Annotated in this window: 18 protein-coding genes; 4 read left to right on the top strand and 14 right to left on the bottom strand. The window is 71.3% G+C overall.

Going from position 1 to position 24,402, the window contains the following annotated elements:
- Positions 1–80 precede the first annotated feature (80 nt).
- Genes ACIBVQ_RS00555 through ACIBVQ_RS00545 form a run of 3 tightly spaced genes read right to left on the bottom strand, consistent with a single transcriptional unit; the run spans position 81 to position 6,023 of the window.
- Positions 81–1,430, bottom strand: coding sequence for an MFS transporter (locus ACIBVQ_RS00555; RefSeq protein ID WP_399174756.1), 1,350 nt, complete (start codon positions 1,428–1,430; stop codon positions 81–83).
- Complete coding sequence (locus ACIBVQ_RS00550) at positions 1,423–5,742, bottom strand: amino acid adenylation domain-containing protein (RefSeq protein WP_399174754.1); 4,320 nt, start codon at positions 5,740–5,742, stop codon at positions 1,423–1,425. Before ACIBVQ_RS00550 ends, ACIBVQ_RS00555 begins: the two co-directional genes overlap by 8 nt.
- Entirely contained in the window at positions 5,739–6,023 is a 285-nt protein-coding gene (locus ACIBVQ_RS00545; protein ID WP_362774405.1) for a phosphopantetheine-binding protein, read from the bottom strand. Before ACIBVQ_RS00545 ends, ACIBVQ_RS00550 begins: the two co-directional genes overlap by 4 nt.
- Positions 6,024–6,353: 330 nt before the next feature.
- Here ACIBVQ_RS00545 and ACIBVQ_RS00540 point away from each other — a divergent pair, with 330 nt between their 5' ends.
- The gene (locus ACIBVQ_RS00540; protein WP_362774402.1) at positions 6,354–7,868 is read left to right on the top strand and encodes a glycoside hydrolase family 3 N-terminal domain-containing protein; all 1,515 of its coding nucleotides are present in this window, start codon (positions 6,354–6,356) and stop codon (positions 7,866–7,868) included.
- 63 nt (positions 7,869–7,931) lie between these two features.
- Here ACIBVQ_RS00540 and ACIBVQ_RS00535 read toward each other — a convergent pair whose 3' ends face one another.
- The 3 genes from ACIBVQ_RS00535 to ACIBVQ_RS00525 all read right to left on the bottom strand — a co-directional run bounded on the left by ACIBVQ_RS00535 (position 7,932) and on the right by ACIBVQ_RS00525 (position 11,150).
- On the bottom strand, positions 7,932–8,654 hold the full coding sequence (locus tag ACIBVQ_RS00535; protein ID WP_399174752.1) for a PIG-L deacetylase family protein: 723 nt from the start codon (positions 8,652–8,654) through the stop codon (positions 7,932–7,934).
- Positions 8,654–9,793 (bottom strand): hypothetical protein, encoded by a 1,140-nt coding sequence (locus ACIBVQ_RS00530; protein ID WP_399174750.1) that lies wholly within the window; start codon positions 9,791–9,793, stop codon positions 8,654–8,656. Before ACIBVQ_RS00530 ends, ACIBVQ_RS00535 begins: the two co-directional genes overlap by 1 nt.
- 178 nt (positions 9,794–9,971) lie before the next feature.
- Complete coding sequence (locus tag ACIBVQ_RS00525) at positions 9,972–11,150, bottom strand: ROK family transcriptional regulator (RefSeq protein WP_352008486.1); 1,179 nt, start codon at positions 11,148–11,150, stop codon at positions 9,972–9,974.
- A 315-nt stretch (positions 11,151–11,465) separates the two neighbouring features.
- On the opposite strand from ACIBVQ_RS00525, the gene ACIBVQ_RS00520 reads away from it, so the two are divergent.
- The 3 genes from ACIBVQ_RS00520 to ACIBVQ_RS00510 are packed head-to-tail and all read left to right on the top strand — an operon-like array spanning position 11,466 to position 14,443.
- Positions 11,466–13,142 (top strand): condensation domain-containing protein, encoded by a 1,677-nt coding sequence (locus ACIBVQ_RS00520; RefSeq protein WP_399174748.1) that lies wholly within the window; start codon positions 11,466–11,468, stop codon positions 13,140–13,142.
- Positions 13,143–13,162: 20 nt separating this feature from the next.
- Entirely contained in the window at positions 13,163–13,612 is a 450-nt protein-coding gene (locus ACIBVQ_RS00515) for an Rrf2 family transcriptional regulator (protein ID WP_184719254.1), read from the top strand.
- Positions 13,613–13,651: 39 nt separating this feature from the next.
- The gene (locus ACIBVQ_RS00510) at positions 13,652–14,443 is read left to right on the top strand and encodes a DNA-formamidopyrimidine glycosylase family protein (protein WP_399174746.1); all 792 of its coding nucleotides are present in this window, start codon (positions 13,652–13,654) and stop codon (positions 14,441–14,443) included.
- On the opposite strand, the gene ACIBVQ_RS00505 is transcribed toward ACIBVQ_RS00510, so the two are convergent.
- The 8 genes from ACIBVQ_RS00505 to dapA all read right to left on the bottom strand — a co-directional run bounded on the left by ACIBVQ_RS00505 (position 14,440) and on the right by dapA (position 23,894).
- Entirely contained in the window at positions 14,440–14,802 is a 363-nt protein-coding gene (locus ACIBVQ_RS00505) for a helix-turn-helix transcriptional regulator (RefSeq protein WP_352008483.1), read from the bottom strand. The genes ACIBVQ_RS00510 and ACIBVQ_RS00505 overlap by 4 nt on opposite strands.
- A gap of 207 nt (positions 14,803–15,009) precedes the next feature.
- The gene (locus ACIBVQ_RS00500; protein ID WP_352008482.1) at positions 15,010–15,513 is read right to left on the bottom strand and encodes a nicotinamide-nucleotide amidohydrolase family protein; all 504 of its coding nucleotides are present in this window, start codon (positions 15,511–15,513) and stop codon (positions 15,010–15,012) included.
- Positions 15,510–16,115, bottom strand: a complete 606-nt coding sequence (pgsA, locus tag ACIBVQ_RS00495; protein ID WP_352008481.1) for a CDP-diacylglycerol--glycerol-3-phosphate 3-phosphatidyltransferase — start codon at positions 16,113–16,115, stop codon at positions 15,510–15,512. Before pgsA ends, ACIBVQ_RS00500 begins: the two co-directional genes overlap by 4 nt.
- Before the next feature lie 25 nt (positions 16,116–16,140).
- Entirely contained in the window at positions 16,141–17,550 is a 1,410-nt protein-coding gene (gene rimO / locus ACIBVQ_RS00490) for a 30S ribosomal protein S12 methylthiotransferase RimO (protein ID WP_352008480.1), read from the bottom strand.
- 68 nt (positions 17,551–17,618) lie between these two features.
- Complete coding sequence (locus tag ACIBVQ_RS00485; protein WP_352008479.1) at positions 17,619–18,377, bottom strand: RodZ domain-containing protein; 759 nt, start codon at positions 18,375–18,377, stop codon at positions 17,619–17,621.
- An 83-nt stretch (positions 18,378–18,460) separates the two neighbouring features.
- A complete protein-coding gene (locus tag ACIBVQ_RS00480) occupies positions 18,461–20,983 on the bottom strand; it encodes a DNA translocase FtsK (RefSeq protein ID WP_399174742.1) in 2,523 nt (840 codons plus the stop codon).
- A 143-nt stretch (positions 20,984–21,126) separates the two neighbouring features.
- Complete coding sequence (locus ACIBVQ_RS00475) at positions 21,127–22,812, bottom strand: ribonuclease J (protein ID WP_352008477.1); 1,686 nt, start codon at positions 22,810–22,812, stop codon at positions 21,127–21,129.
- 155 nt (positions 22,813–22,967) lie between these two features.
- Entirely contained in the window at positions 22,968–23,894 is a 927-nt protein-coding gene (gene dapA / locus ACIBVQ_RS00470) for a 4-hydroxy-tetrahydrodipicolinate synthase (protein WP_352008476.1), read from the bottom strand.
- Positions 23,895–24,402: the final 508 nt, after the last annotated feature.

The raw sequence follows: 24,402 nt of genomic DNA, 5'->3' as shown, positions 1-24,402 counted from the left end.
GTTCACGTGGCTTCCTTGCTCTTCTCCGCGCATGACTTCTCCGCGCGTGGCTCCTCGCTGAGCACACGACGCCTGTCGGATCACACGGTCTGGGCGGCCCGCGTGGGGTCGGGCTCCGGACGCGCGTCCGGAAGCTCGGCCTCGACCCCGCGCAGGCGGGGCTGAAGGTAGAGCAGCGGGGCCAGGACCAGCAGGCCCAGGCCGGAGATGAGGAAGACGGCCGCCACCCCCCGGCCGGGGCCGGTGCCGATCACGCCGCCGAGGACTCCCGCCAGCGCCCCTCCGGGAGCCATCGCGGGTTCCAGGACGCGGTCGGCGAGGGGGCCCGCGGCCAGGTAGGCGAGCACCGTCGCCGTCTGGGTGAGGGTCCGCACGGTGCTGAGCACCCGGCCGAGCGCGGCGGGTTCCGTCTTGGCCTGCACCACGGTCATCGCCGTGCCCTGCACGAACGGCAGCGTGAACAGGAAGGCGGGCGCCACGACCGCGATCAGCCACGGCGAGGGCGCGAGGCTGTGCAGGGCCAGCAGCACCCCGCCGAGCGCCGTGAACAGCACGACGCCCCGCACCCTGCGCCGGGGCCCGCCCCAGGCGCTCAGCACCAGTCCCCCGGCGAAGACGCCCGCGCCTCCGGCGAACATCAGCGCGCCCAGCACGGCCGGGGAGCCGAACGACAGGATGAGCGGCTGGACCAGCACTCCCGCGGCGCCGAAGAGCAGGTTGTGCGCGGCCAGCAACGCGACCAGCAGGAGCAGTCCCGGCCTGGCCCGCAGGTGACGCCAGCCGAAGGCCAGGTCACCGCGGAGCGGCTCCGGGGCGGTGACCGCGCCGGGCCGGGTCACCTCGGGCGGCAGCCGTACGGCGAACATGACGGCCATGGTGACCAGGAAGGTCGCCAGGTCGGCCACCACGACGCCGGTGATCCCCACCGTCACCAGCAGCGTGCCCGCCAGCAGCGGGGCCGCGATGTTGACCGCGTCGGCGACCTGCATCAGGCCGTTGGCGCGGCCCAGGTGCCTGCTCGGCATGATCAGCGGCATCATCGAGTGGTAGGCGGCCATGTGGAAGGTGCCGAAGACGGCCCCCGCCGCGGTGACCACGTAGACGTGCCAGACCTGCAGCGAGCCGGTGGCCAGCAGCACGGCCGGCGCCACGGTCACCACGGCCGCCCCGGCGTCCGCCGCCATCAGCAGCCGCCTGCGGTCGAGCCGGTCGGCCGCCGTGCCCGCGAGCTGCGAGAGCAGCACCTCGGGCAGCACCGCGCAGAGCATGATCAGCGTGAACTGGGTCGCCGATCCGGTGCGCTGGTACACCCAGACCCCGAGCACGAACCCGGTCAGGCTCGAACCGATGATCGACAGCAGCTGCGCGGCCCAGATGACGGCGAACCTGCGCACGCCGTCGTCCACACCGGCGTCCACACCGTCAGTCACGGCGGCCCCCCACGAGCACTCCTGAGGCCACGTAGTGGTCCAGGTAACGGCCGAGCAGCGCCGCGTCGGCGGGCGGGCAGACCAGCCCGGCGGGCGCGAGCATCTCCTCGGTCGCCGAGCAGTCGAAGGAGGGACCGGCCTGCCCGCCGTACTCGGCGATGAAGGCCGGATAGAGGGCGATGGGCAGGTCGTCGCCGACCGCGACGCGGTCACGGGCGAGCCTGCGCCACTCCTCGCTCGGCATGAGCCGTACGGGGAAGCCGCGCTCGGCCAGTCCCTCCGCCAGCACGGCGGGGCGCAGCAGGCCGGGGTTGTGGTGGTGGAAGTCGCCGACGGCCCCGCTCAGCGCCAGGTGGACGATCGCCGCCGCGACGTGGTCGACCGGCGCCATGTCCAGCCGTTCCCCTTCGGGCACCGAGCCGAGGCGCGCGCAGGTCTCGAAGAACCGGCCGAGGAAGTCGTCCGGCGCGGCCGTGCCCGTCCCGCTGTCGGCGGAGATCCTGGCGGGCCGGTGGACGGAGACCGGCAGCCCGGCGTGGCGCGCCAGCCCGGCGATCCGGTCGGCGACCCACTTGCTCCGGTCGTAGCCGAGGGTGAGCGGCTCCGGGTCGGGCAGCGGGTCCTTCTCCCTGACCGTGCGCTCGCCGGGGGTCAGGTGGACGCCGAGGGTCGAGACCAGGTGGACCGGGACGGTCCTGCCGCCGCTCGTGGCCAGGCGCAGCACCTCGACGAGGCCGTCCACGTTGGCCGCCCGCAGTCTCCGGTACGGCCAGGCGAAGTTGACCACGGCCCCGTTGTGCACGATGAGGTCGGCCGTCCCGGCCAGTTCCGCGAAGCGCCCGCCGGGCAGGCCGAGGCCGGGGACGCCGAGGTCACCGGGCTCGGCGACGATCCGCCCGGCCAGGTCCTCCTCCCACAACCCGTAGCGTTCCAGGCCCGCGCGCAGCCGTTCCTCCGGCTCGCTCCCCCTGACCAGGCAGTGCACGGTCGCCTCGGTACGGCGCAGCAGTTCGGCCAGCAGGTGGGCGCCGAGGAAGCCGGTCGCGCCGGTGAGCAGCACCCGCCGGGGCGGCCCCGTGACGACCGGCCCGCCGGGGACGACATCCGGCGGCAGGACCGCCTCCGCCCGCAGGTCCACGGTCTCGGCGGGCCCGCCGTCCACGATTCCGGCCAGGTCGGCCAGGTCGGAGGCGGTGAACACCTCGCTCATCGGCACCGTGGCCCCGAGCCTGGCCGAGATCCCGGAGACGACCCGGGGCACGAGCAGCGAGGTGCCGCCCAGGTCGAAGAAGTTGTCCCCGCGTCCCGGCTCTCCGCCGAGCAGCCCCGCCCAGATCGCGGCGAGCTCCCGTTCCGTGCCCTCCCTCGGCGCCTCGTACGGCGGCGCGGAGCGCGTGTCCGGTTCCGGAAGCGCCCGGTGGTCGATCTTGCCGTGCGGGGTGAGCGGCAGCGCGGGCAGCATGACGACGACCCCGGGCAGCATGGAGCCGGGCAGCCTGGAGGCCAGGAAGGCCCGCAGCCGCGCCAGGCCGACCGGTTCCCCGACGAGGTAGGCGACCAGCCGCCCCTCTCTCGCGACGACGACGGCCTCGCGGACCCCTGGGTGGGCCAGGCAGGCGGCCTCGACCTCACCGGGCTCGATCCTGACGCCGTTGACCTTGACCTGCCGGTCGGTCCTGCCGAGGAACTCCAGGTCGCCGCCGGGCAGCCATCTGGCCAGGTCCCCGGTGGCGTACATCCTGGCCCCCGCCCGGGGCGAGAACGGGTCGGGCAGGAAACGCTCGGCGGTCAGGCCGGGGCGGCCGAGGTAGCCGTGGGCCAGGCACTCCCCGCCGATGTGCACCTCGCCGGGCACACCCGTCGGGGCCGGGTTGCCGTGCCGGTCGAGCACGTAGACGCGGGTGTGCGCCAGCGCCGTGCCGATCGGCAGGTGAGGGGCGTTCACCTCGGCGCCGTCCGTCGTGCGGTAGGAGGTGGCGCAGACGGTCGCCTCGGTCGGCCCGTAGTGGTTGTGGAAGGCGACCCGCCCCCCGGTCAGCCCCGCCCAGGTCCGCAGCCGTGCGACCGGGACGCTCTCGCCGCCGACCATCATCGTGGTGAGCGGCCCGCGCAGCCGCAGGCCCGCCCGGTCCAGCTCCTCGACCCACTGCTGCCACAGGGCGCAGGCGGTGTCGACCATGGTGACCGAGAGGTCGTCGCACAGTTCGGCGAGGCCGGGCCCGGTCAGCGAGGCGGGGTCGGGGTGCAGCACCAGGGCGGCGCCGCTGATCAGCGCGGGGAAGACGTCCCCGGCCGAGGCGTCGAAGCTGAGCGGCGGGACCACGAGCACCCGTTCCCCCGGCCCGAATCCGTGCAGGTCGCGGAAGGACCTGGCCAGGTGGGACAGGGTCCGGTGCCCGACGACCACCCCCTTGGGGCTCCCGGTCGAACCGGAGGTGTAGATCACGTAGGCGGCCTGGTCCGGGTGCCTGGGCACGGGCCTGCCCCTGACCGGCTCCCTGGTCGGCTCCTTGGCCGGCTCTCTGGCCGGCGCGACCCGGGAGGTCCAGGCGGCGAGGTCGGCGCGGGTGACGACCGGCCCCCCGGTGAGCCCGGTGAACCCGGCGAACCCGGCCTCGTCCGCGATCACCGCGGCCACGCCCGCGTCCCGCAGCAGCGCGGTCAGCCGTTCCACGGGCTGGGCCGGGTCCAGCGGCACGTACGCGGCCCCCGCCTTGAGGACGCCGAGCAGCGCGACGATCGCCTCGGGGCTCGCGGTCAGGGCGAGCCCGACCCTCGGTTCGACCGGCCCCGAATCCAGCAGGGGACGCAACCCGGCGGCGACGGCGTCGGCGGCCCGGTCGAGGTCGCCGTAGGTGAGCGTCGCTTCCGCGGTGACGACGGCGGGCGCCTCCGGGGTGCGGGCGGCCTGCCTGGCGACCAGGTGGTCCAGCAGGAGGGCGCCCTCCTCCCAGGCCAGTTCCTCGGGAGGCTCGCCGAGCAGGGCCGCACGTTCGGCCTCCGGCAGGATCTCCAGCTCGGACAACCGGCCGCCCGGGGTCGCGGTGACGGAGCCGAGCAGCGTCTCCAGGTGCACGGCCATCCGTTCGACGCTCGCCCGGTCGTACAGGGCCGTGCTGTAGTCGAACATGAGCTGCAGGTGCTCGGGGTAGACGACCACGTTCAGCGACAGGTCGAACTTGGCCGAGACCAGCCCGGACAGCACCGGCTCGACGCGCAGCCCGTCGAGTTCGAGGGAGCCGGCCTCGGGGTTGCCGAGTGTCAGCAACGTCTGGACCAGCGGGGTCCTGGCCGGGTCCCCGCCCAGCCGCAGCTCGGCGACCAGCCGCTCGAACGGCACCGCGGCGTGGCCGTACATGGTGAAGGCGCGGCGCCGTACGCGTTTGAGGAGGTCGCGGAAGGCCGGGTCGCCCCCGAGGTCGGCGCGCAGGGCCAGGGTGTTGACGAAGAGCCCGAAGACCTCCTCGTCCTCCTCCCGGTCACGCCCGGCGACGGGGGTGCCGACGCAGAAGTCCTCCTGGCCGCTGTAGCGGGACAGCAGGACCTGGTATGCGGCCAGCAGCACCATGAACGGGGTGCACCGCTCGGTCCTGGCCAGCTCGGTGACGCGCCGCCACAGCCCGATCGGGACCCGGTGGATCACCAGGTCCCCCTCGGTCGTCCGTACGGCGGGGCGGGGCCTGTCGGTCGGCAGTTCGAGCGCCGGGACGCCGTCGAGCTCCCTCGCCGGGCTCGTGACGTCGGCCGGGCGTTCGCGCCGCTCCCGCACGTGGTCGGAGTAGCCTCGCCGTGGCGGTGCCAGCGGTGACGGCCGTCCCGAGGCGAAGGCCGAGTAGAGAGCGGCCAGTTCGGGATAGAGGATCTGCTCGATCGACCAGGCGTCCCCGGCGATGTGGTGCACGACCAGGTGGAGGATGTGCTCCTCGGGGCCGACCCGGGCCAGGGCCGCGCGCAGCAGCGGCCCCGAGGCCAGGTCGAAGGGCCGGTTGCTGAGTTCGGCGAGGGTCTCCGGGGACGGCTCGCCCACCGGGGTGAGGTGTTCGACGACCACGGGTTCCGGGTCGAGCACCCTGGCCTCCGGGACGCCCTCCCGGTCGGGGAAGACGGTGCGCAGCGCCTCGTGCCTGGCGACGATCTCACTCAGCGCCCGTTCCAGGGCCCCGGTGTCGAGCGGCCCGGTCAGCCTCTCGCAGACGACCATGTTGTTGGCCCCGTCGCCGGGGGAGAGCCGGTCGAGGAACCACATGCGTTCCTGCGCGGGAGACAGCCCCGGCGCGGGGAAGAGCTCTCGTGCGGAGGGAAGCGCGTTCACGCCTGCTCTCCCCGCAGCCGGGTGACCTCCTCGGCCATGCCGGCGACGGTGGGATTGTCGAAGAAGACGTCCAGGGAGACCTCGACGCCGAGTCTGCGACGGGTCCTGGCGATGATCTGGGTGATGGTCAGCGAGTGGCCGCCGAGATCGTAGAGGTCCTCGTCGGGACCGATGTCGTCGACACGGAGCACCTCCTGCCAGATCTCGCGTATCTGGGCGGTCACCGGGTCCTCCAGGCCTAAGGGATCGGTTTCCTTGGCCGGGGAGAACAGGTCGGTCACGGGGACTCCTCATCTGGTTCGGTTTTGACCGGCTCTTGTGGCCCGGATCCCGCGAGGACGGGCACGTTCCGTGGCTCGTCCTGGGACGCGGCCCGAGGACATGACGGCGGTGGGAGGCGACGGTGCGGAGGGACCGGCGCGATTAGCCGGGTGTGCGGCATCCGGTCCGTCTCCCTCATGGGTGACTTGTCTTCGGGCGGGCGACACGGGCATGGGACCGCCAGGAAACCTTTAATTAGTAAAGTTTCCTGTCTATTAACGCAATCCGAATGCTACACATGTGGTACGTCTGAAACAAGCAAAAGACGATGTTGAAAAAACGGAGGCGTTATGAGCGTTCGCGGGGGCCTGAGTGGCGCGAGTCCCGAGCTGGCCAGGCTTGCGGACACCGTGCTGCAGCCGGGCTTCGTGGGGACCGAGGTGCCCGACTGGCTGCGCAGACGGCTCGCCGACGGGCTCGGCGGGGTCGCGCTCTACTCCAGGAACCTCGTGGACGGCCCCCAGATCAGAGCCCTGACGGCCGCCCTGCGCGCGGAGAACCCGGACGTGGTGATCGCCACCGACGAGGAGGGCGGGGACGTCACCCGGCTTGAGGCCCTCACCGGCAGTTCCCGTCCCGGCAACCTCGCCCTCGGCGCGGTGGACGACCCCGAGCTGACCGAGCGGGTTGCCCGCGAGATCGGCGCCGACCTGGCGCGGGCGGGTGTCACCCTCAACTACGCCCCCGTGATCGACGTCAACTCCGACCTGGACAACCCCGTCGTCGGCACCCGCGCCTTCGGCTCCGACCCGTGGCTGGTCGCCAGGCACGCCGCGGCGTGGGTCACCGGCCTGCAGGCCGCCGGGGTCGCCGCCTGCGCCAAGCACTTCCCCGGGCACGGCGCGACCGCCGTCGACTCCCACAACGACCTGCCGACGGTCTCCTACTCGGTCGAGGAACTCGCCGCGACCACGCTTCCGCCGTACCGGACCGCCATCGAGGCGGGAGTGCGGGCCGTGATGACCGGTCACCTGCTGGTGCCCGCCTACGACGCCGAACTCCCGGCGACGCTGAGCCACCGGCTGCTGGTCGGGCTCCTGCGGGAGGAACTCGGCTTCGACGGCCTGATCGTGACCGACGCCGTCGAGATGCCCTCGGTCGCCGAGCGCTACGGCGTGACCGGCGCCGCGGTGCGCGCCCTGGCCGCGGGTGCCGACGCCATCTGTGTCGGCGGCGAACGCAAGGGCGCGGGCGTCGTCGGTTTCATGCGCAACGCCATCATGGCCGCGGTGATCGACGGCACGCTTCCCGAGGAGCGCCTGGCCGAGGCCGCGGAGCGGGTGCGCCGCCTGGCCGCGTGGTCGGCCGAACAGCGCCGGGCGACCTGGGTCACCGGAGGCACCGAAGCCGACCCCTCCGGCCTCGCCGCGGCCAGGCGCGCCCTGCGGGTCCGCGGTGAGGGGTTCCCTCTCGTCACGGCCCCGCAGGTGGTCGAGTTCGTCTCCGAGACCAACATCGCCATCGACCGGGTCACCCCGTGGGGCGTGGCCGCGCCGCTGGCCGCGCTGCTCCCCGGCACCGACGGCGTACGGCTCGGCCCCGAGGACCCGCTCCCGGTGCCCGCCGAGGGACGCCCCCTGGTGGTCGTGGTACGCGACGCGCACCGTCACACCTGGGTCTCGGCCGGCCTCGACACCCTGCTGGCCGGACGGCCCGACGCGATCGTGGTCGAGATGGGCCTGCCCGGCCCGCTGACGCCGGGGGGCACGCACATCACCACCCACGGCGCGACGACCGCCTCGGGCCAGGCCGTGGCCGAGCTGCTCACGGGCAGGACCGCCGTGACGGACCTGACCCCGGCCTGAGCGCGCGGGCCGTACGGAACCCTGTGAGCCCGCCGCGAGTCCGGCGTGAGTTCACCGCGAACATCACGCCGGACTCGCGGCGGACTCGCTTTCGAGGGCCCACAGAAGTTCGTGCTGCAGCGGCCCCGGCATCGCGACGAACTCCCCGTACTCGCAGGCCAGGGGCGCGATCTGCGAGGCGTAGGACAGGACGGCGCGCCGTTTGAGCGCCCACTCCCGCTCGTCGAGCCGTACCGGCGGCTCGGGACGCAGCCGGTGCCGCCCGGCCAGCGTCAGCACCGGCTGCCGCTCCGCCAGGGCCCGCGCGGCCTCCGGAGTGCCCCACTCGCGGACCGCCGAGGCGTAAGGCAGGTCCGCGTAGGCCAGGACCTCCCCCGCCCCGAGCCCGCTCAGCGCGTCGAGCGCCCGGTCACGGACGGTCTCGTGGTCGGCGTTGCCGATGCCCATCGGGACCAGCACCCGGGTGTCCGGTGTGACGCCGGCGGTCAGGAAGTCCGCCAGCCCGTCCAGTCTCAGCGCCTGCGCGGGCACGTCGGGATAGTCGAGCGCCACCTGCTCGGCGCCGAGGACCTCACACGCCCTGGCGTCCTCCGCCAGCCGTTCACGGGCCGTCTCCTCCGCGGAGGCGAACCCGCACAGCCGGTCCCAGGACGACTCCCGCTCCGCCGCGGCGCCGCCGAGCACCGTGACGATCACCGAGGGCCCCTCGCTCCTGGCGAGGACTCCCGCGACCGACATGGCCGCGTCGTCGAAGTGCGGGGAGACCACGATCGTCCGCCAGCTCATCACACCTGTCCGTTCCTGGTCAGCACGAGTCCCCGGCTGCCCCGCTTACGCAGGTAGGCCAGGTCGTCGCAGACGAACTCAAGGGTCGGCGGGGCCAGTTCGACCCGTTCGGCCACCCGCCAGACCGACTGTTCCCTGAGCCAGGGCCAGACCACGTCGTTGAGCCGTTCGGTCTCCAGCGCCAGCAGGATTCGGTCGGTCGGCAGGGCGTCCAGCAGCGTCAGGTCCTGGTCGTAGTAGAGCATCTCGATCAGCAGGTAGGCCGCCGCGGGCCGGGAGCGCCCGGCGGCCAGCTCCTCCAGGCTCTCCGCGGAGAGCTCGGCCCCCAGGTCCCGTTCCCCCAGCCTGGCCAGGAAGGAGGCGTTCGGCTCGGTCGCCTGGACGGCGTACCCCTTGCCGACCAGCCTGCGGGTCAGCTCACCCTGGCAGGCCCCCACCTCGACCAGCGGCCCGTCGTCCGGCGAGCACCACCGGCCGATCCAGGCCGCCGTGGCGTCCAGCCGGTCCGCCTCGTACGGCGAGCGCCCGAACTCCCACGGGTCGTCGGCGACGGCCGCGTCCTCCCCCAGGCTGGAGATGAGGGCGTAGAGCCGGTTCGCCCGCTCGGTGTCGACGGTGAAGAAGCGTTCGACCACCGGCACCCGGTCGGTGGTGACGAGCCGGTCGGGCACACGGCTGCGCAGCAGCTCCCCCGCGTGCCGGTTGATGAAGTCGATCTTCGCGGCGGCCTCGGCTCCGGTGAGCCCCGCCACCTGGCCGGGAACCGTCTGCAGGAACAGGTTGTCCCCCACCGAGTACGTCACGGCCCGGCCCGCCAGCGCCCTGGAGACGATCCAGCCGAACCTGGCCCTGCGGATGCGGTGGTCGGCCGGGGAGTGGGTCCAGACCTCCCCCGTCGCCTCACCCAGCAGGCCCGCGACCTCCTCGGGTCCCGGCAGGGCCGCGGTGTTGCCCCCCGGCTCGACGAACGGCGCGAGCAGTTCCAGGCGTTCCCGCAGCGACAGGCCACCGGGGAGGGTCACCCGGGTGCCGGGGCGCCCGATGACGACCCCGATGTCGTCCTCCGCGTGCCGTCTCAGGACGGACAGGAACTCAAGTGCCACGTCCTCGGCATGCAGCACGGCGATGACGGCTGTCATAGTGCTTCGCTCCCCGATCACGGAAGAATGTCAGTTTTATGACATTTCCGCGCCAGCATAGACGATCTTCCTCACACCGCAACGGGCGATCAAGAAGAAACCGGCAAGTCGGGAAAATGGCACGTTCCATTACGCGCGGGGGGTGCTCCGGCATCCCGGAACACCCCCCGCGCGCGGCTCAGGAGGCGAAGATCTCCTCGCGTGCCTGGTCGAGTGCGGCCAGGACGGCCCCGCGCAGAACCGGGTTCCCGATCACCTGACTGGGCACGACCTGCGGGCGGACCGGGCAGATCCTGGCGACCGCCTCCTCGATCCTGGAGGTGAGCACGGCTCCGCCCGCCTGGCTGATCTCCCCGGCGAGCACCACGAGCCCGGGGTCGAGCACCACGCACACCGAGGCCACGCCCAGCGCCAGACGCCCGGCGATCTCGTCGAGCAGGGGTTCCCCCCGCTCTCCCGCCCCGACCGCGGCGGCCACGCACTCGGTCGCGCTCTCGCCGCTGAAGCCGTAGGTCGCGGCGAGTTCCATCACCGCCTCCGCGCTGACCAGCGACTGCAGACCACCCGCCAGCGAGGGCAGCCGTCCGGGCACCGCCCGGATGTCCTCGGCCAGCGGCACGCCGGGTACCGGCAGGTAGCCGATCTCACCCGCGCTGCCGGACAGGCCCCGGTGCAGCCTGCCGCCGAGCACGACGCCGAGACCGATGCCGCGGCCGACCCACAGCAGCACGAAGTCGTCGGCCCCGTGCGCCGCACCACGGGCGCGCTCGGCGACCGCGACGAGGTTGACGTCGTTCTCGATCCTGACGTCGCGCCGCAGGTCACGGGCGAGCGCCTCGTGGATTCCCTCGTGCCAGCCGGGCAGGTCGAAGGAGAAACGCACGTCCCCGGTCCTGGGGTCGACGACGCCCGGGGTGCCGATCACGACCGCCCTCAGCTTGGACAGGGCGACCTTCGCCGACCGGCACGCCTTGACGACCGCGCTGTGCACCAGCGCCACCGGGTCGTCGTGCCCGTTCGGCGCGACCGTCACCTCGGCCACGATGTCCCCGTGGATATCCGCGATGGCGGTGGTCACGAATTCCGGGCCCACATCCAGACCCGCCACATAAGCGGAGGAGGGAATGATGCCGTAAAGCGCGGCATTTGGCCCTCTTCCTCCCGCCTGCTCCCCTGCCACCTCGACCAGACCGCGCTCCTCAAGGCGCGCGAGCGTCTGGGACGCCGTCACCTTGGAAAGGCCGGTGAGCTCTCCGATCTGGCCCCGCGTCAGCGGTCCCGAATCCAGCAACAGCTCCAGGGCGGCCCGGTCGTTGATCTCCCTCAGCAGCCTGGGCACGCCAGGACGTCGCTCCATACGCATGCTCTCTTGTTCGCCGTTTCCCCGTCGCAATTACATTCAGGTAAGAATAGCGGTTCTATTCATTAATAAAGCTTCCTGATAGTTTAGCCCCGAAGGGGGGTGCGGGGAGGCCAGGAGGGCCTCTTCCGGCATGTCCTTCCCCCTCCTTCCCCGGACTTACCCGCCTCCACCGCCCCCTCACAGCACGGGATCGCCGTGAAATCAGGGCTTGCGACGCCCGCCCGTCGCGTGGAACACTCCGGGAAACGGGAAATGGTAAAGATTCTTTTCAGTAAGACTCTTGCGGCGTGTGGCGAGGCAGGTCTCGACATGGAAACCGTCATCAGGATCTCGGCCTGCTACGCGGGACGACCGACCCGGCACGGCCCCGTCACGATGGGCCAGGCGAACATGGCCCGCTGCGTGCTGCGTGACCCCCCTCTGCACATGAACTTCCGTGAGACCACGCCCCTTCCCCACAGGACGACCCTGGCCTCCGTCGTCGAGGCGATCGGGCTGCTGCTGGCCAGGCACGAGAGTCTGCGGGCCACGATCCGCGGGGACACCCAGCTGGTCTCCGGGTCCGGCACCCTGCCCGTCGAGGTCCACGTCGTCGAGGACGAGGCGGAGCCGGACGCCGTCGACCGGCTGGCCGAGGAGGTCGGCCTGCGCCTGCAGGGCGCCCGGTTCGACGTGGAGAACGAGCTGCCGATCCGGGTCGCGGTGATCACCGAGGGGGACGTCCCCCTCAGGATGGTCTTCGTGCTGACGCACACCTCGGTCGACGAGGTCGGCCTGGCCACCGTGATGCGCGACTGGGAACGGCTGATCAGAGGCGAGGCCGTGCCCGAGCCGTGCCCGACCCAGCCGCTCGACCTGGCCCTGGAGGAGAAGGCCCCGCCCACCCGGCTGCGCACCGCCGCCGCCCTGCGGCACTGGGGCACCCAGCTCGGCCGGGTGCCCCAGTCGATGTTCGCCGTCGACGAGACCGCCGACCCCGAGGCGCTCCGGCCCCGGCTGCGGGTCCGCTCCACCGTCGCGGCCGAGGCGCTCGGCGCCGTGGCGCGCCGTACGGGAGCCAGCAGGTCCGTGGTCACCCTCGCCGCGCTCGGGACGCTGATCGGGGCGCGGACCGTCCAGCGGACCTGCGTGATCGCCTCGCTGACCAGCAACAGGATCCGCCCCGAGGTGCGTGACTACGTCGGCCCGATCGCCCAGGACGCGCTGATCACCGCCGATCTGGAGGTCCCCACCTTCGACGAGGCCGTCCGCCGCTTCCGCACCGCCTCCCTCACCGGCTACCAGCACACCAGGTTCGACTCGATCGCGCTCTGGAACCTGATCGGGGCCGTCAACACCGAGCGGGGGATCGACTTCGCCCGTGACTGCGTCTTCAGCGACATGAGCGGGGTCGCCCTGGCCGAGCGGGAGCCTCCCCCGGCGGAGGACATCGAGTGCCGGTGGCTGCCCGAGGCCTCCTTCCCCGCGCACCTGGCGCTGTGGACCAACCGCCTTGAGGACGAGGTCGACCTGACGTTCTGGATCGACCCCCGCGTCATGTCCCGCGCCGAGGCGGAGAGCTTCGGCACCGGCCTGGTCAGACTGCTGATCGAGGCGGCGGGGCGGGTGGTCCCGCTGCCGGAGGTGGCGGACCTGTGCGGGGTCCCGCCCGTCGAGTACGGCCCGGGCTGGGTCCACACCGACTCGTGCTGGGTGAACCTGGAGGCCGTGGAACGGCTGGTCGACGCGGCCCTCGGAGATCGCCCACACCTGGTGACCCACGACGCGGACGGACGTCTGACCTGCCATGTCTCCGGAGGAACCCCCCAGGAGGCCCACGCCGCGTGCATGGCCCTGCTCCCGGGACGCACCTCCGCGATCGCCCCTCACCACTACGTGATCCACCAGCCCGCGCCGGCGGAGGCGTGGCTGCGAGCCCCTGTCGTCACCGAAGGCTGCGGACGTGAGTTCGTTTTTTCCGCCACCTCGCGCGTAAGCAGTCAATAGCAGGCGGGATAATCGATTACATGCGTCTATCCGCTCGTGTCGACTATGCCCTACGTGCCGCCGCCGAACTCGCCGCTGCGGGTGACGGACCTACCACCGTGGGTGAGCTGGCCAAGGAGCAGGACATGCCGCCCAAATACCTAGAGAACATCCTCCTGCAGATGCGGCGAGCCGGTCTGGTCCGGGGTCAGAGAGGGCCCGAGGGCGGCTACGTGCTGGCTCGCGCCGCCTCTGAGATCACCCTGGCGGACGTGATCCGCGCCGTTGACGGGCCGCTGGCCAACGTGCGGGGCGAGCGCCCCGAGCACGTCGGCTACCGGGGCCCCGCCGAGGCGCTGCAGCAGGTCTGGATCGCGCTGCGGGCCAGTGAACGGGCCATCCTGGAGGAGGTCACGCTCGACAGCGTGGCCACCGGTGTGCTCCCCGAACGGGTCCGCCAGCTCGCCGCCGACCCCTCGGCGTGGGACTGAGTCGCCGGCACCGGCCGGGGCACCATCCGGGAGACCGCCGTGCCCGAGGGTGACGTCGTCCACCTCACCGCGAAACGGCTCGGCCTCGCGCTCGACGGACGGGTGCTCACCCGCTCCGACTTCCGCGTGCCCGCCCACGCGACCGCGGATCTGACCGGCCGGGCCGTCCTGGAGACCCGGTCCCGGGGCAAGCACCTGCTCACCCGGGTCGAGGGCGGTCTGACCGTGCACACCCATCTGCGGATGGAGGGAAGCTGGCGGATCTCCAGACCGGGACGGGGCACGCCCCCGGGAGACGTCGTGCGCCTGCTGCTGGCCAACGAGGAGTGGCAGGCCACAGGCGTACGGCTGGGCATGGTCGATCTGCTGCCCACCGGGCACGAGGCGAGAGTCGTCGGGCATCTCGGCCCCGACCTGCTCGGGGCGGACTGGGATCCGGGCGAGGCCGTACGGCGGCTGTCCGCCGTCCCGGAGACGACGATCGGAGAGGCGCTGCTGGATCAGCGCAACCTTGCGGGAATCGGGACCATCTACCGGGCCGAGACGCTGTTCCTGGCCGGTCTGTGGCCGTGGCGGCCCGTCGGCGCGGTCGAGGACCTGGACAAGGTGGTGAGAATCGCGCAGCGGCTACTGCACGCGAACAGGGAGCGTCCCAACAGGGTGACGACAGGAGACGCACGCCCCGGCCGGGACACCTGGGTCTACGGCAGGGCCGGACGGGCCTGCCTGCGCTGTGGGGACCGGATCAGTCGCGGTGAGATGGGGAGAGGGCCGCAGGAACGGCTGATCGTCTGGTGTCGTCACTGCCAGCCGGAACGAGTGACCGGTTAGGCAGCGACCATGTCGTTGACTTCGGGAAAGACGGAATCCGGAAGAGCGCCGGAGACCACGGTCTCGGCGATCGGCAGGCGTTCACGCTCGGGCACGTCACCGGCGAGCACCGGGGCGTGCTGAAGCTCGGCCAGCGCGAACTGGTCTGAGACCTCACGCAGCACCTGTGAGAGCGGCACACCGAGGGCACCGCAGATCGACGCGAGCAATTCGGAGGAGGCCTCCTTCTGGCCACGCTCCACCTCGGACAGATATCCGAGAGAAACACGAGCCAGTGTGGACACCTCACGCAAGGTGCGACTCTGCCGCACCCGCAGCCGCCGCAGCACGTCACCGAGCAGCTGACGCAGCAGGACCATCTGTCGCTCCCTCCCCGGCGCGGGCGCCTTCACGACACTCCGCGCGATCGGTTCGTGCCGCCCGTTCTTCGAACGCGACCCTTCGTACATACTCCTCGCCGTCATCATCGCTTGACCTTTACCTCACTCACAGCTCCACCGTACCTGTATCCACCAACCCTGCGGCAGACCGTGGTGAGCATGTTCGCTGGGGACGTAACGCGGTAATCACCCGGAATGTTCCCCCAAGTTCGACTCCAGCACACCTAAAAGCAGGTCTACGGCCTCCTTGACTGTCGATTGGCGAATTTCCTCACGGGCGCCTGCGAGGTGGAGATCCCGGTGCCATACCCGCCCATCAGGACCACTAACAGCCAGGTGCACGGTGCCGACCGGTTTGCCGTCCTGCGGCTCGGGACCGGCGACACCGGTCACGGCCAGGCCGTACGAGGCGCCGGTGAGTTCACGGACGCCCTCGGCCATCGCGGCCGCGACGTCCGGATGGACCGCCCCCTCCCGGTCGAGCAGGTCGGCGGGAACGCCGAGCAACCGGTGCTTGAGCTCGGTCGCGTAGGACAGCACACCCCCGACGAAGGCCGTCGAGGCCCCCGGAGGGGCGGTGAGGACCGCGCCGATCAGCCCCGCGGTCATCGACTCGGCGACCGCGACCGTCTCCCCTCTGCGGATGAGAAGGGACAGCACGCTGGTCGCGGCGAGCAGACGGTGACTCATTCGCCCCGCGCCTTCCTGGCCACCTGCCGCAGCCTGACCGCGCGGATCACGTAGTCGAGGCCGGTGCCCACCGTCACGACGACGGCCGCGCCCATGACGACCAGACGGACCGGCTCGGGGACCCCGGGCCACATGTAGGAGACGATCGCGGCGATCTGCAGGACGGTCTTGACCTTGCCCCCGTAGCTGGCGGGGATCACACCGTGCCTGATGACCGCGAATCGCATCAGGGTGATGCCGAGCTCCCTGCCGAGGATCACGATCGTGACCCACCAGGGCAGCTCGTCGAGCAGCGAGAGACTGATGAGCGCCGCGCCGATCAGCGCCTTGTCCGCGATCGGGTCGGCGATCTTGCCGAAGTCGGTGATCAGGCCGTAACGCCGGGCCAGCTCGCCGTCGAGCAGGTCCGTCAGCGAGGCGACCAGGAAGACCACCAGCGCGGTGACCCGCCAGCCCGCGCCGGGCAGGAACAGGCAGGCCGCGAAGAAGGGGACCATCGCCAGACGTATCACCGTCACGACATTGGCGATGTTCCACGCGCTCACCTTCGGGCGCGTGGTCGCCGGCGTCGTGCCGGTACCGGTCTCTGGCGAATTGGTCATACGGTCCCCCGGCCCGGTGGCGCGCTCACGGCGCGGCCTTGATGCGGGCGATCAGGTCCACTCCCTCTGAGTCGACCACGACGGCCCTGACGATCTGCCCGGGCACCAGGCCGATGCCCTGGACCGTGACGGACCCGTCCACCTCGGGGCCCTGGTGCGCCGCGCGTCCCTCGTAGCCGCCGTCGCCGAGATCCTCCTCGATGAGGATGTCGACCTCGGTGCCGATGCGCTCCTCGGCCCGCTGGGCCATGAGCTCGTCGGCCAGCTCGGTCAGTGTGGCCACCCGTGCGTCGATGACCTCCTGCTCCAGCTTGCCCGGCAGCGAGGCCGCCTCGGTGCCCTCCTCGTCGGAGTAGCCGAAGACGCCGATCACGTCGAGCCTGGCCAGCTCAAGAAAGGAGACGAGCTCGCCGAACTCCTCCTCGGTCTCGCCGGGGAAGCCCACGATGAAGTTGGAGCGGACTCCGGCCTCGGGAGCCTTGGCCCTGATCATCTCCAGCAGGTCGAGGAAGCGCCTCGGGTCACCGAAACGGCGCATCCGCCGCAGCACGGAGCCGCTGGCGTGCTGGAAGGACAGGTCGAAGTAGGGGGCGATGCCCTCGGTCGAGGAGATCACCTCCAGCAGGCCGGGACGTAGCTCGGCGGGCTGCAGGTAGCTGACCCGCACCCGCTCGACGCCCTCGACGGCCGCCAGGGAGGGCAGCAGCTTCTCCAGCGCCCGCAGGTCGCCCAGGTCCTTGCCGTAGGAGGTGGAGTTCTCGCTGACCAGCACGAGCTCCTTGACGCCCTCACCCGCCAGCCACGCGGCCTCACCGATGAGCTCGGCGGGATCACGTGAGACGTAGGCGCCGCGGAAGGCGGGGATGGCGCAGAACGTGCAGCGCCTGTCGCACCCGGAGGCCAGCTTCAGCGAGGCGACGGGGCCGTCCCCCAGGCGCTTGCGCAGCGGCCTGGGGCCGCTGGCCGGGGCCAGCCCCTCGGGCAGCTCTCCATGGCCGGGGATGTTGGTCTTGGGGGCCGAGGCGCGCTCGACCGGGGAGATCGGCAGCAGGGTCCTGCGGTCACGCGGACTGTGCGGGACGAGCGACTTGCCGGCGAGCACGTCGTCGAGACGTGCGCCGATCTGGGTGTAGTCGTCGAAGGAGATGACGGCCGCGGCCTCGGGCAGGGCGTCGGCGAGCTGGTCACCGTACCTTTCGGCCATGCAGCCCGCGGCGACCACCTTGGCCCCGGAGTCGGCCGCGGCGAGCAGGGTGTCGATGGAGTCCTTTTTCGCTGAGTCGATGAAGCCGCAGGTGTTGACGACGATGACCTCGGGGTCGTCGTCGCCCACCTGCCAACCGGCAGCCTCAAGACGCGCGGCGAGCTCTTCTGAGTCGACCTCGTTGCGCGCGCAGCCCAGCGTGATCAGCGATGCGGTTCGGCGGGATGACATGGTGGACACTACGGTATCGGGAGTTGACGGCCACCGATGCACCTCCCCCGTTCCCAGATGGCCCCGGGTCAGCTCGGTGTGGAGTCCCGCAGGCCGTAGGAGCGGTTGACGACCTGCCCACGGCGCCCGGGAGCGCCGAGGTTCTTGCCGTTGAGCTGCAACGAGACAGCCCCGCCGTCGCTGAAAGTGACCTTCATCCCTTTCTCCGCCCGCCAGACGGAGGTTTTACCCGCCTCCAGCGTGCCGGAGAAGAGTTTTTTGCCACTGACGTCCTTCACGTCGAGCCACGAGGAGCGCTTCGCGCTGATCTTGAGGACCACGGGCCCGCTCACCGTGCCCGCGGCCAGCGAGTTGGGCCTGCGTGTCGGCCCGGGCGTGTCGAACGCCCTGCCCGCCTCGGAGTGCGCGGGCACGGCGGGCCGCACCTCGGCCGTCGGCGTCTCCCCCCGCCCGCCCATGGTCTTGACCACGCCGAAGACCACCACGATGGCCAGCGCGACACCCATGGCCATGGTCCAGTTGGGCGAGCGGCTCTCACGGATCTTGATGGGCGTGTCGGCCTGGAACACGCTGGCGGCCCTGACCGGCAGCGGCACGCCCCCGTGCAGCTCGTCGTACTCGTGCACCACGGCCTCCGGATCGAGCCCGAGGGCCTTGGCCATGTTCCGGACGTGGCCCCGCGCGTAGAAGTCCCCTCCGCACTGGGAGAAGTCGTCACGCTCGATCGCGTGGATCAACGCCTCACGAATGCGCGTGTGCGCGCTCAGCTCCGCCACGGTCAGCCCCGCCGACCGGCGCGCCTGCGCCAAACCACTACCAATGCTCATAGCCGCACGCCCCCAAAGCACCCGACGCTGCGTAGTGAGTCCTATTCAACCAGTAATCGGGCTGCTCCCGTACGTCGGGGGCGTCATTGACCCCGCAGGTCGGCCAGGAGCCCGGGCAGTTCGTCGGGCTTGACCATGACCTCGCGTGCCTTGGAGCCCTCGCTCGGCCCCACGACGTTCCTGCTCTCCAGCAGGTCCATCAGACGGCCCGCCTTGGCGAAGCCGACCCGCAGCTTGCGCTGGAGCATCGAGGTCGAGCCGAACTGGGTGGTCACGATCAGCTCCGCGGCCTGGACCAGCAGGTCGAGGTCGTCGCCGATGTCCTCGTCGATCTCCTTCTTGGCGGTCGCCGAGGCGGCCACGTCGTCGCGGTACTCGACCTGCATCTGCTCCTTGCAGTGCGCGACGACGTCGCCGATCTCCTTCTCCGAGATGAAGGCGTTCTGCAGCCGCATCGGCTTGCTCGCGCCCATCGGCAGGAACAGCGCGTCGCCCTGCCCGACCAGCTTCTCGGCGCCCGGCTGGTCCAGGATGACGCGCGAGTCGGCCAGCGAGGAGGTGGCGAAGGCCAGTCTGGAGGGCACGTTGGCCTTGATCAGGCCGGTTACCACGTCCACGCTCGGCCGCTGGGTCGCGATGACCAGGTGGATGCCCGCGGCGCGGGCGAGCTGGGTGATGCGGACGATGGAGTCCTCGACGTCGCGCGGGGCGACCATCATCAGGTCGGCCAGCTCGTCCACGATCACCAGGAGGTACGGGTAGGGCTGGTAGACACGCTCGCTGCCCGGCGGCGGCACGAGCTTGCCCGTGCGCACCGCCTTGTTGAAGTCGTCGACGTGCCGGAAACCACTGGCGGCCAGGTCGTCGTAGCGGCGGTCCATCTCACCCACCACCCACTCCAGGGCCTCGGCCGCCTTCTTGGGGTTGGTGATGATCGGCGTGATCAGGTGCGGGATGCCCTCGTAGACACTCAGCTCGACCCGTTTGGGGTCGACCAGCACCATCCGCACCTCGTCGGGCGTGGCGCGCATCAGGATCGAGGAGATCAGGCCGTTGACGCAGACCGACTTGCCCGCGCCGGTCGCGCCCGCGATGAGCAGGTGCGGCATCTTGGCGAGGTTGGCCACGATGGTGCGGCCCTCGACGTCCTTGCCCAGGCCGACGATCATCGGGTGGTGGTCGGCCTGGGCCACCTGCGAGCGCAGGATGTCGCCGAGGGAGACCAGGTCCTTGTCGGTGTTGGGGATCTCCACGCCGATCGCCGACTTGCCGGGGATGGGCGACAGGATGCGTACGTCGGCGGACTTGACGGCGTAGGCGATGTTCCTGGTGAGGGCGGTCACCTTCTCGACCTTGACCGCGGGGCCCAGCTCGATCTCGTAGCGCGTCACCGTCGGCCCCCGGGTGAACCCGATCACCTGGGCGTCGATGGAGAACTGCTCCATCACGCTGGTCAGCGCGTTGACCACGACGGTGTTGGCCTTGGTCTGCGGTTTGGGAGCGCTGCCCGGGCGCAGGAGCTGGATGTCCGGCAGCGTGTAGGGGCCCGCCTGCGGCGACAGGACGAGCTGCTCGACCTTGCGCGGCGCCGGGGTCGGGGCAGGCGGCTCCGGCCTGGTGGCGGCGACGGCCTCCTCCTCCGGCTGCTCCTCGGTGAGCCCGGGGACGATCTCCGGGGAGTGGTCCTGCCCGGTCCCCGCCCGCGTCTCGGTGACGACCGGCGTGTCGTACGGCTTGACGGTCTCGCCGCCCTCACGCTCCTCGGCGGGACGCTTGCGCGCGGGCTTCCTGGCGGGCCTGGCCTTGGGGGGCGCCTCCCGGTCGAAGAGCATGTGCCTGATCTCGGCCAGCCGCTCGGGGACCCGGTGGACCGGTGTCGCGGTGATCACCAGGACGCCGAACCCGGACAGGATCAGCAGCAGCGGGATCGTCACGAAGGCAGGCAGGATGCTCGCGGGCGGCGCAGAGACGATGAAGCCGACCATGCCTCCGGCGTCCGAGACCTTGTCCATCCCGTCGGTTGGTCCTCCCGACGGATACGGCGTGTCGTGCACCACGTGCACGACGCCGAGCAGGCCGATCATGAGGGCCGACCACCCGATGCCCATCCGGCCCGTGTCGGCGTTCTGGTCGGGGTGGCGCAGCAGCCGCCAGGCCAGCAGCGCGAGCAGGATGGGGATCAGCCAGGCCAGAGACCCGAAGGTCCCGCGCATCACCCCGTTGACCACCTGGGAGACCGTGCCCGTCGTGTCCCGCCAGAGGATGGCGGCCAGCGCGACGGCCCCGGAGAACACCGCCAGGCCGAGCCCGTCACGGCGGTGCACCGGGTCGAGCTCCCTGGCGTTCTGCCCGAGGGCGCGCGCCGCGGTGCCGATGCCGCCCGCCAGCAGCATCCAGACCCCCATGAACAGCTTGCCGATCATGGTGAACACCCAGCCGAGCGGGTCGTGCTGGGGGCCCGGGGGTCTTCTGGAACGCGGGGCGGGCTTCGCCCGGGTGGTGGCGGCCCGCCTGACGGGAGCCGTGCGGGGCGCGGAGGACCCGGACCGGCCCGACCCCTTGGCGGGAGTCTTGCCTGAGGCGCCTTTAGACGTACCGGTGGCCATGCTAGCGAGGCTATCGAGCGACACCGTCGATCACGCGCAGGCTCGCCGGTACCAGCCTCACCATACGGAACAAAAGCCCCATGGATCCGCCCCCACCGACATGCCGTACGGCCCGCCTGAGCTGGCCGTACGGCGGAGACGGGTCAGACCTCGATCACCACGGGGACGATCATCGGGCGGCGGCGGTAGGTGTCGCTCACCCAGCGCCCGACGGTCCTGCGGACCACCCTGCGGACCTGCTGGATGTCCACGACGCCGTCGGCGGCGTTCTCCTCGATCGCCCTCTCGATCTGCGGGAGGACCTCCGTGAGCCGGTCGGGGTCGATGCCCGACCCCCGGGCGTGGATCTCCGGCCCTCCGGTCAGCTTGCCCGTGCCGGTGTCGACCACCACGACGATGGAGATGAAGCCCTCCTCGCCCAGGATGCGACGGTCCTTGAGGGCGAAGTCGGTGACGTCGCCGACCGAGGTGCCGTCCACGTAGACGTAGCCCGCGGGGACCGCTCCCACGATCCGCGCGCGGCCGTCGAGCAGATCGACCACGACGCCGTCCTCGGCGATCACGATGTGGTCGTCGGGAACCCCGGTCAGCGCGGCGAGCTTGGCGTGCGCCCGCAGGTGACGCCATTCTCCGTGCACCGGCATGAAGTTCGACGGCCTGGTCAGGTTGAGCACGTAGAGCAGTTCGCCCGCGGCGGCGTGCCCGGAGACGTGCACCTTGGCGTTGCCCTTGTGCACCACGCGGGCGCCCCAGCGGCTCAGCCCGTTGATCACCTTGTTGACGGCGGTCTCGTTGCCCGGGACCAGGGAGGAGGCCAGCAGGACGGTGTCGCCCTCGGCCACCCTGATCGGGTGGTCGCGGTTGGCCATGCGCGACAGCGCCGCCATCGGCTCGCCCTGGGATCCGGTACAGATCAGCACGACGTCCTCTGGAGGCCGGCCCTCGATCTCCTTGGCGTCGACGATGACGTCGGACGACACCCTCAGGTAGCCCAGGTCCCTGGCGACGCCCATGTTGCGGACCATGGAGCGGCCGACCAGCGCGACCTTGCGGCCGTGCTTCTCCGCGGAGTCGATGACCTGCTGGACGCGGTGGATGTGGGAGGCGAAGCTCGCCACGATCACCCGCTTCTCCGCGGTGCGGATCACCTCGTCGATGACCGGGCCGATCTCCCGCTCGCTGGTGACGAAGCCCGGGACCTCCGCGTTCGTCGAGTCCGACATCAGCAGGTCGACGCCCTCGGCGCCGAGCCTGGCGAACCCGCCGAGGTCGGTCAGCCGCCCGTCGCTGGGCAGCTGGTCCATCCGGAAGTCACCGGTGTGCAGCACGATGCCCGCGGGCGTCCTGATCGCCACGGCCAGCGCGTCCGGGATCGAGTGGTTGACCGCGAAGAACTCGGTCTCGAACGGCCCGAACACGCGCCGCTCGCCCTCGACGACCTCGACCTTGACCGGCTGGATGCGGTGCTCGGTGAGCTTGGCCTCGATCAGCGCCAGCGTCAGCTTCGAGCCGACGATCGGGATGTCACGCCGCTCCCGCAGCAGGTACGGCACGGCACCGATGTGGTCCTCGTGCGCGTGCGTCAGCACCAGCGCCTCGACGTCGTCGAGGCGGTCCCTGATGTACTCGAAGTCGGGCAGGATCAGGTCGACGCCGGGCTGGTCGGGCTCGGGGAACAGCACCCCGCAGTCGACGATCAGCAGACGGCCGTCGTACTCGAAGACCGCCATGTTGCGGCCGATCTCGCCCAGGCCGCCCAGCGCGACGATGCGCAGCGCGCCTTCGGGAAGCTCGGGAGGCGGCCCGAGCTCCGGGTGGGGATGACTCATCCGGCCACGCCTCTCTGGTAGGTGGAGGCGGCCCTCTCCGCCGGCGGGACTGCTCCCTCGCCGAGCACTCCGGTCACCGGCCGGCCACTGTGTCCTCTGTCACTCAAACTTCCGTTTCTCCCCTCTGCGGCCGTCACCGGCCGCCGCGTTCCTTCTCATGACACATCTCCGTCGGGCAGCTTCACGCCACCCGCGATCAAGTCTTCTCTCAGCCGCGCGACCTGCTCCGCCGTGGCGTCGGCCAACGGTGCCCGCACCGGTCCCGCGGAGCGCCCCATCAGGGTCAGCGCCGCCTTCGTCATGATCGCACCGCCCGCCCGCGTCATGACGCCCTCGACCACCGGCAGGATCGCACGGTGTACGGCGAGCGCTCCCGCGACGTCGCCGGAGCGGTACAGGCTCATCATCGTGGCGATCTCGGCGCCCACGACGTGCCCGATGACACTGACGCATCCCGCGGCTCCGACCGAGATCCACGGCAGGTTGAGCGTGTCGTCGCCGGAGTAGAAGGCGAGGTCGGTCGCCGCCATCACCTGGGACCCGGCGAACAGGTCGGCCTTGGCGTCCTTGACCGCGACGATCCGCTCGTGCGCGGCCAGCCGCAGCAGGGTGGCGGTCTCGATGGGCACGCCGCTGCGGCCCGGGATGTCATAGAGCATGACCGGCAGGCCGGTGGCGTCGGCCACGGCGGTGAAGTGCCGGTAGAGCCCCTCCTGCGGGGGCTTGCTGTAGTAGGGCGTCACCACCAGGAGACCGTGGGCCCCGGCGCGCTCGGCGGCCGTGGCCAGCTCGACGCTGTGGCGGGTGTCGTTGGTGCCCGCCCCCGCCACGACCGTGGCGCGGTCGCCGACCTCCTCGACGACGGCGCGCAGGATGCGCTCCTTCTCCTCGTCCGTGGTCGTCGGGGACTCACCCGTGGTGCCGCTCACGATGATGCCGTCGTTGCGCTGTTCGTCCACCAGGTAGGCGGCAAGGCGCCGCACTCCCTCGTAGTCGACCGAGCCGTCCGCGGTGAACGGTGTGACCATCGCGGTCAGCATGCGGCCGAAGGGGGCGTCAGAGGTTCCAGTTGGCGCTGCCATAGACCGAACGCTACCCGGAACCACGCAAACGGTAGACCCCGCCACCCCGCCTAAGCCCTCTTCCCCCTTCCCTGCCTCGTCAACCCCCGCATGGCCCCGCTTCCTTCTCCCGGAAACCCCCCGTTGAAGCCCCCACCGCCCCCGAACTCCAAACAAACCACCAAACAAGACAAACCGCCCAAAAGCCCCCTCCGCCAGCCGGAAACGCCCCGAACATCACCACCCCAGAAGGCAGAAATTCTCTCCAAGCCCTCCCCCGGCGCCCCACCCGAGGGCCTCCCTGCCCAAGCCCCCCGGCGCTCCACGTGAGGAGTGCCGACCTGGGCCGTCGATGCTTGGACCAAGGAGCGCAGTGACGCAGAGACGAGGGAGGACACCGGCCCGAAGCGCCCAAGCCCGCGACGCCGCCGGGCGGAACAAGGGGGCGCAGCCCGTGCTTTACCGGTGCCGTGTGTGAGGAGTGTCGGCTTGGGCGCGTCGGCGCTTGGACTGAGGAACGCAGGAGCGC

The sequence above is a fragment of the Streptosporangium sp. NPDC049376 genome (genome assembly GCF_044466505.1).
Taxonomy (GTDB): domain Bacteria; phylum Actinomycetota; class Actinomycetes; order Streptosporangiales; family Streptosporangiaceae; genus Streptosporangium.
This window is presented reverse-complemented; position numbering and strand designations above follow the sequence as displayed.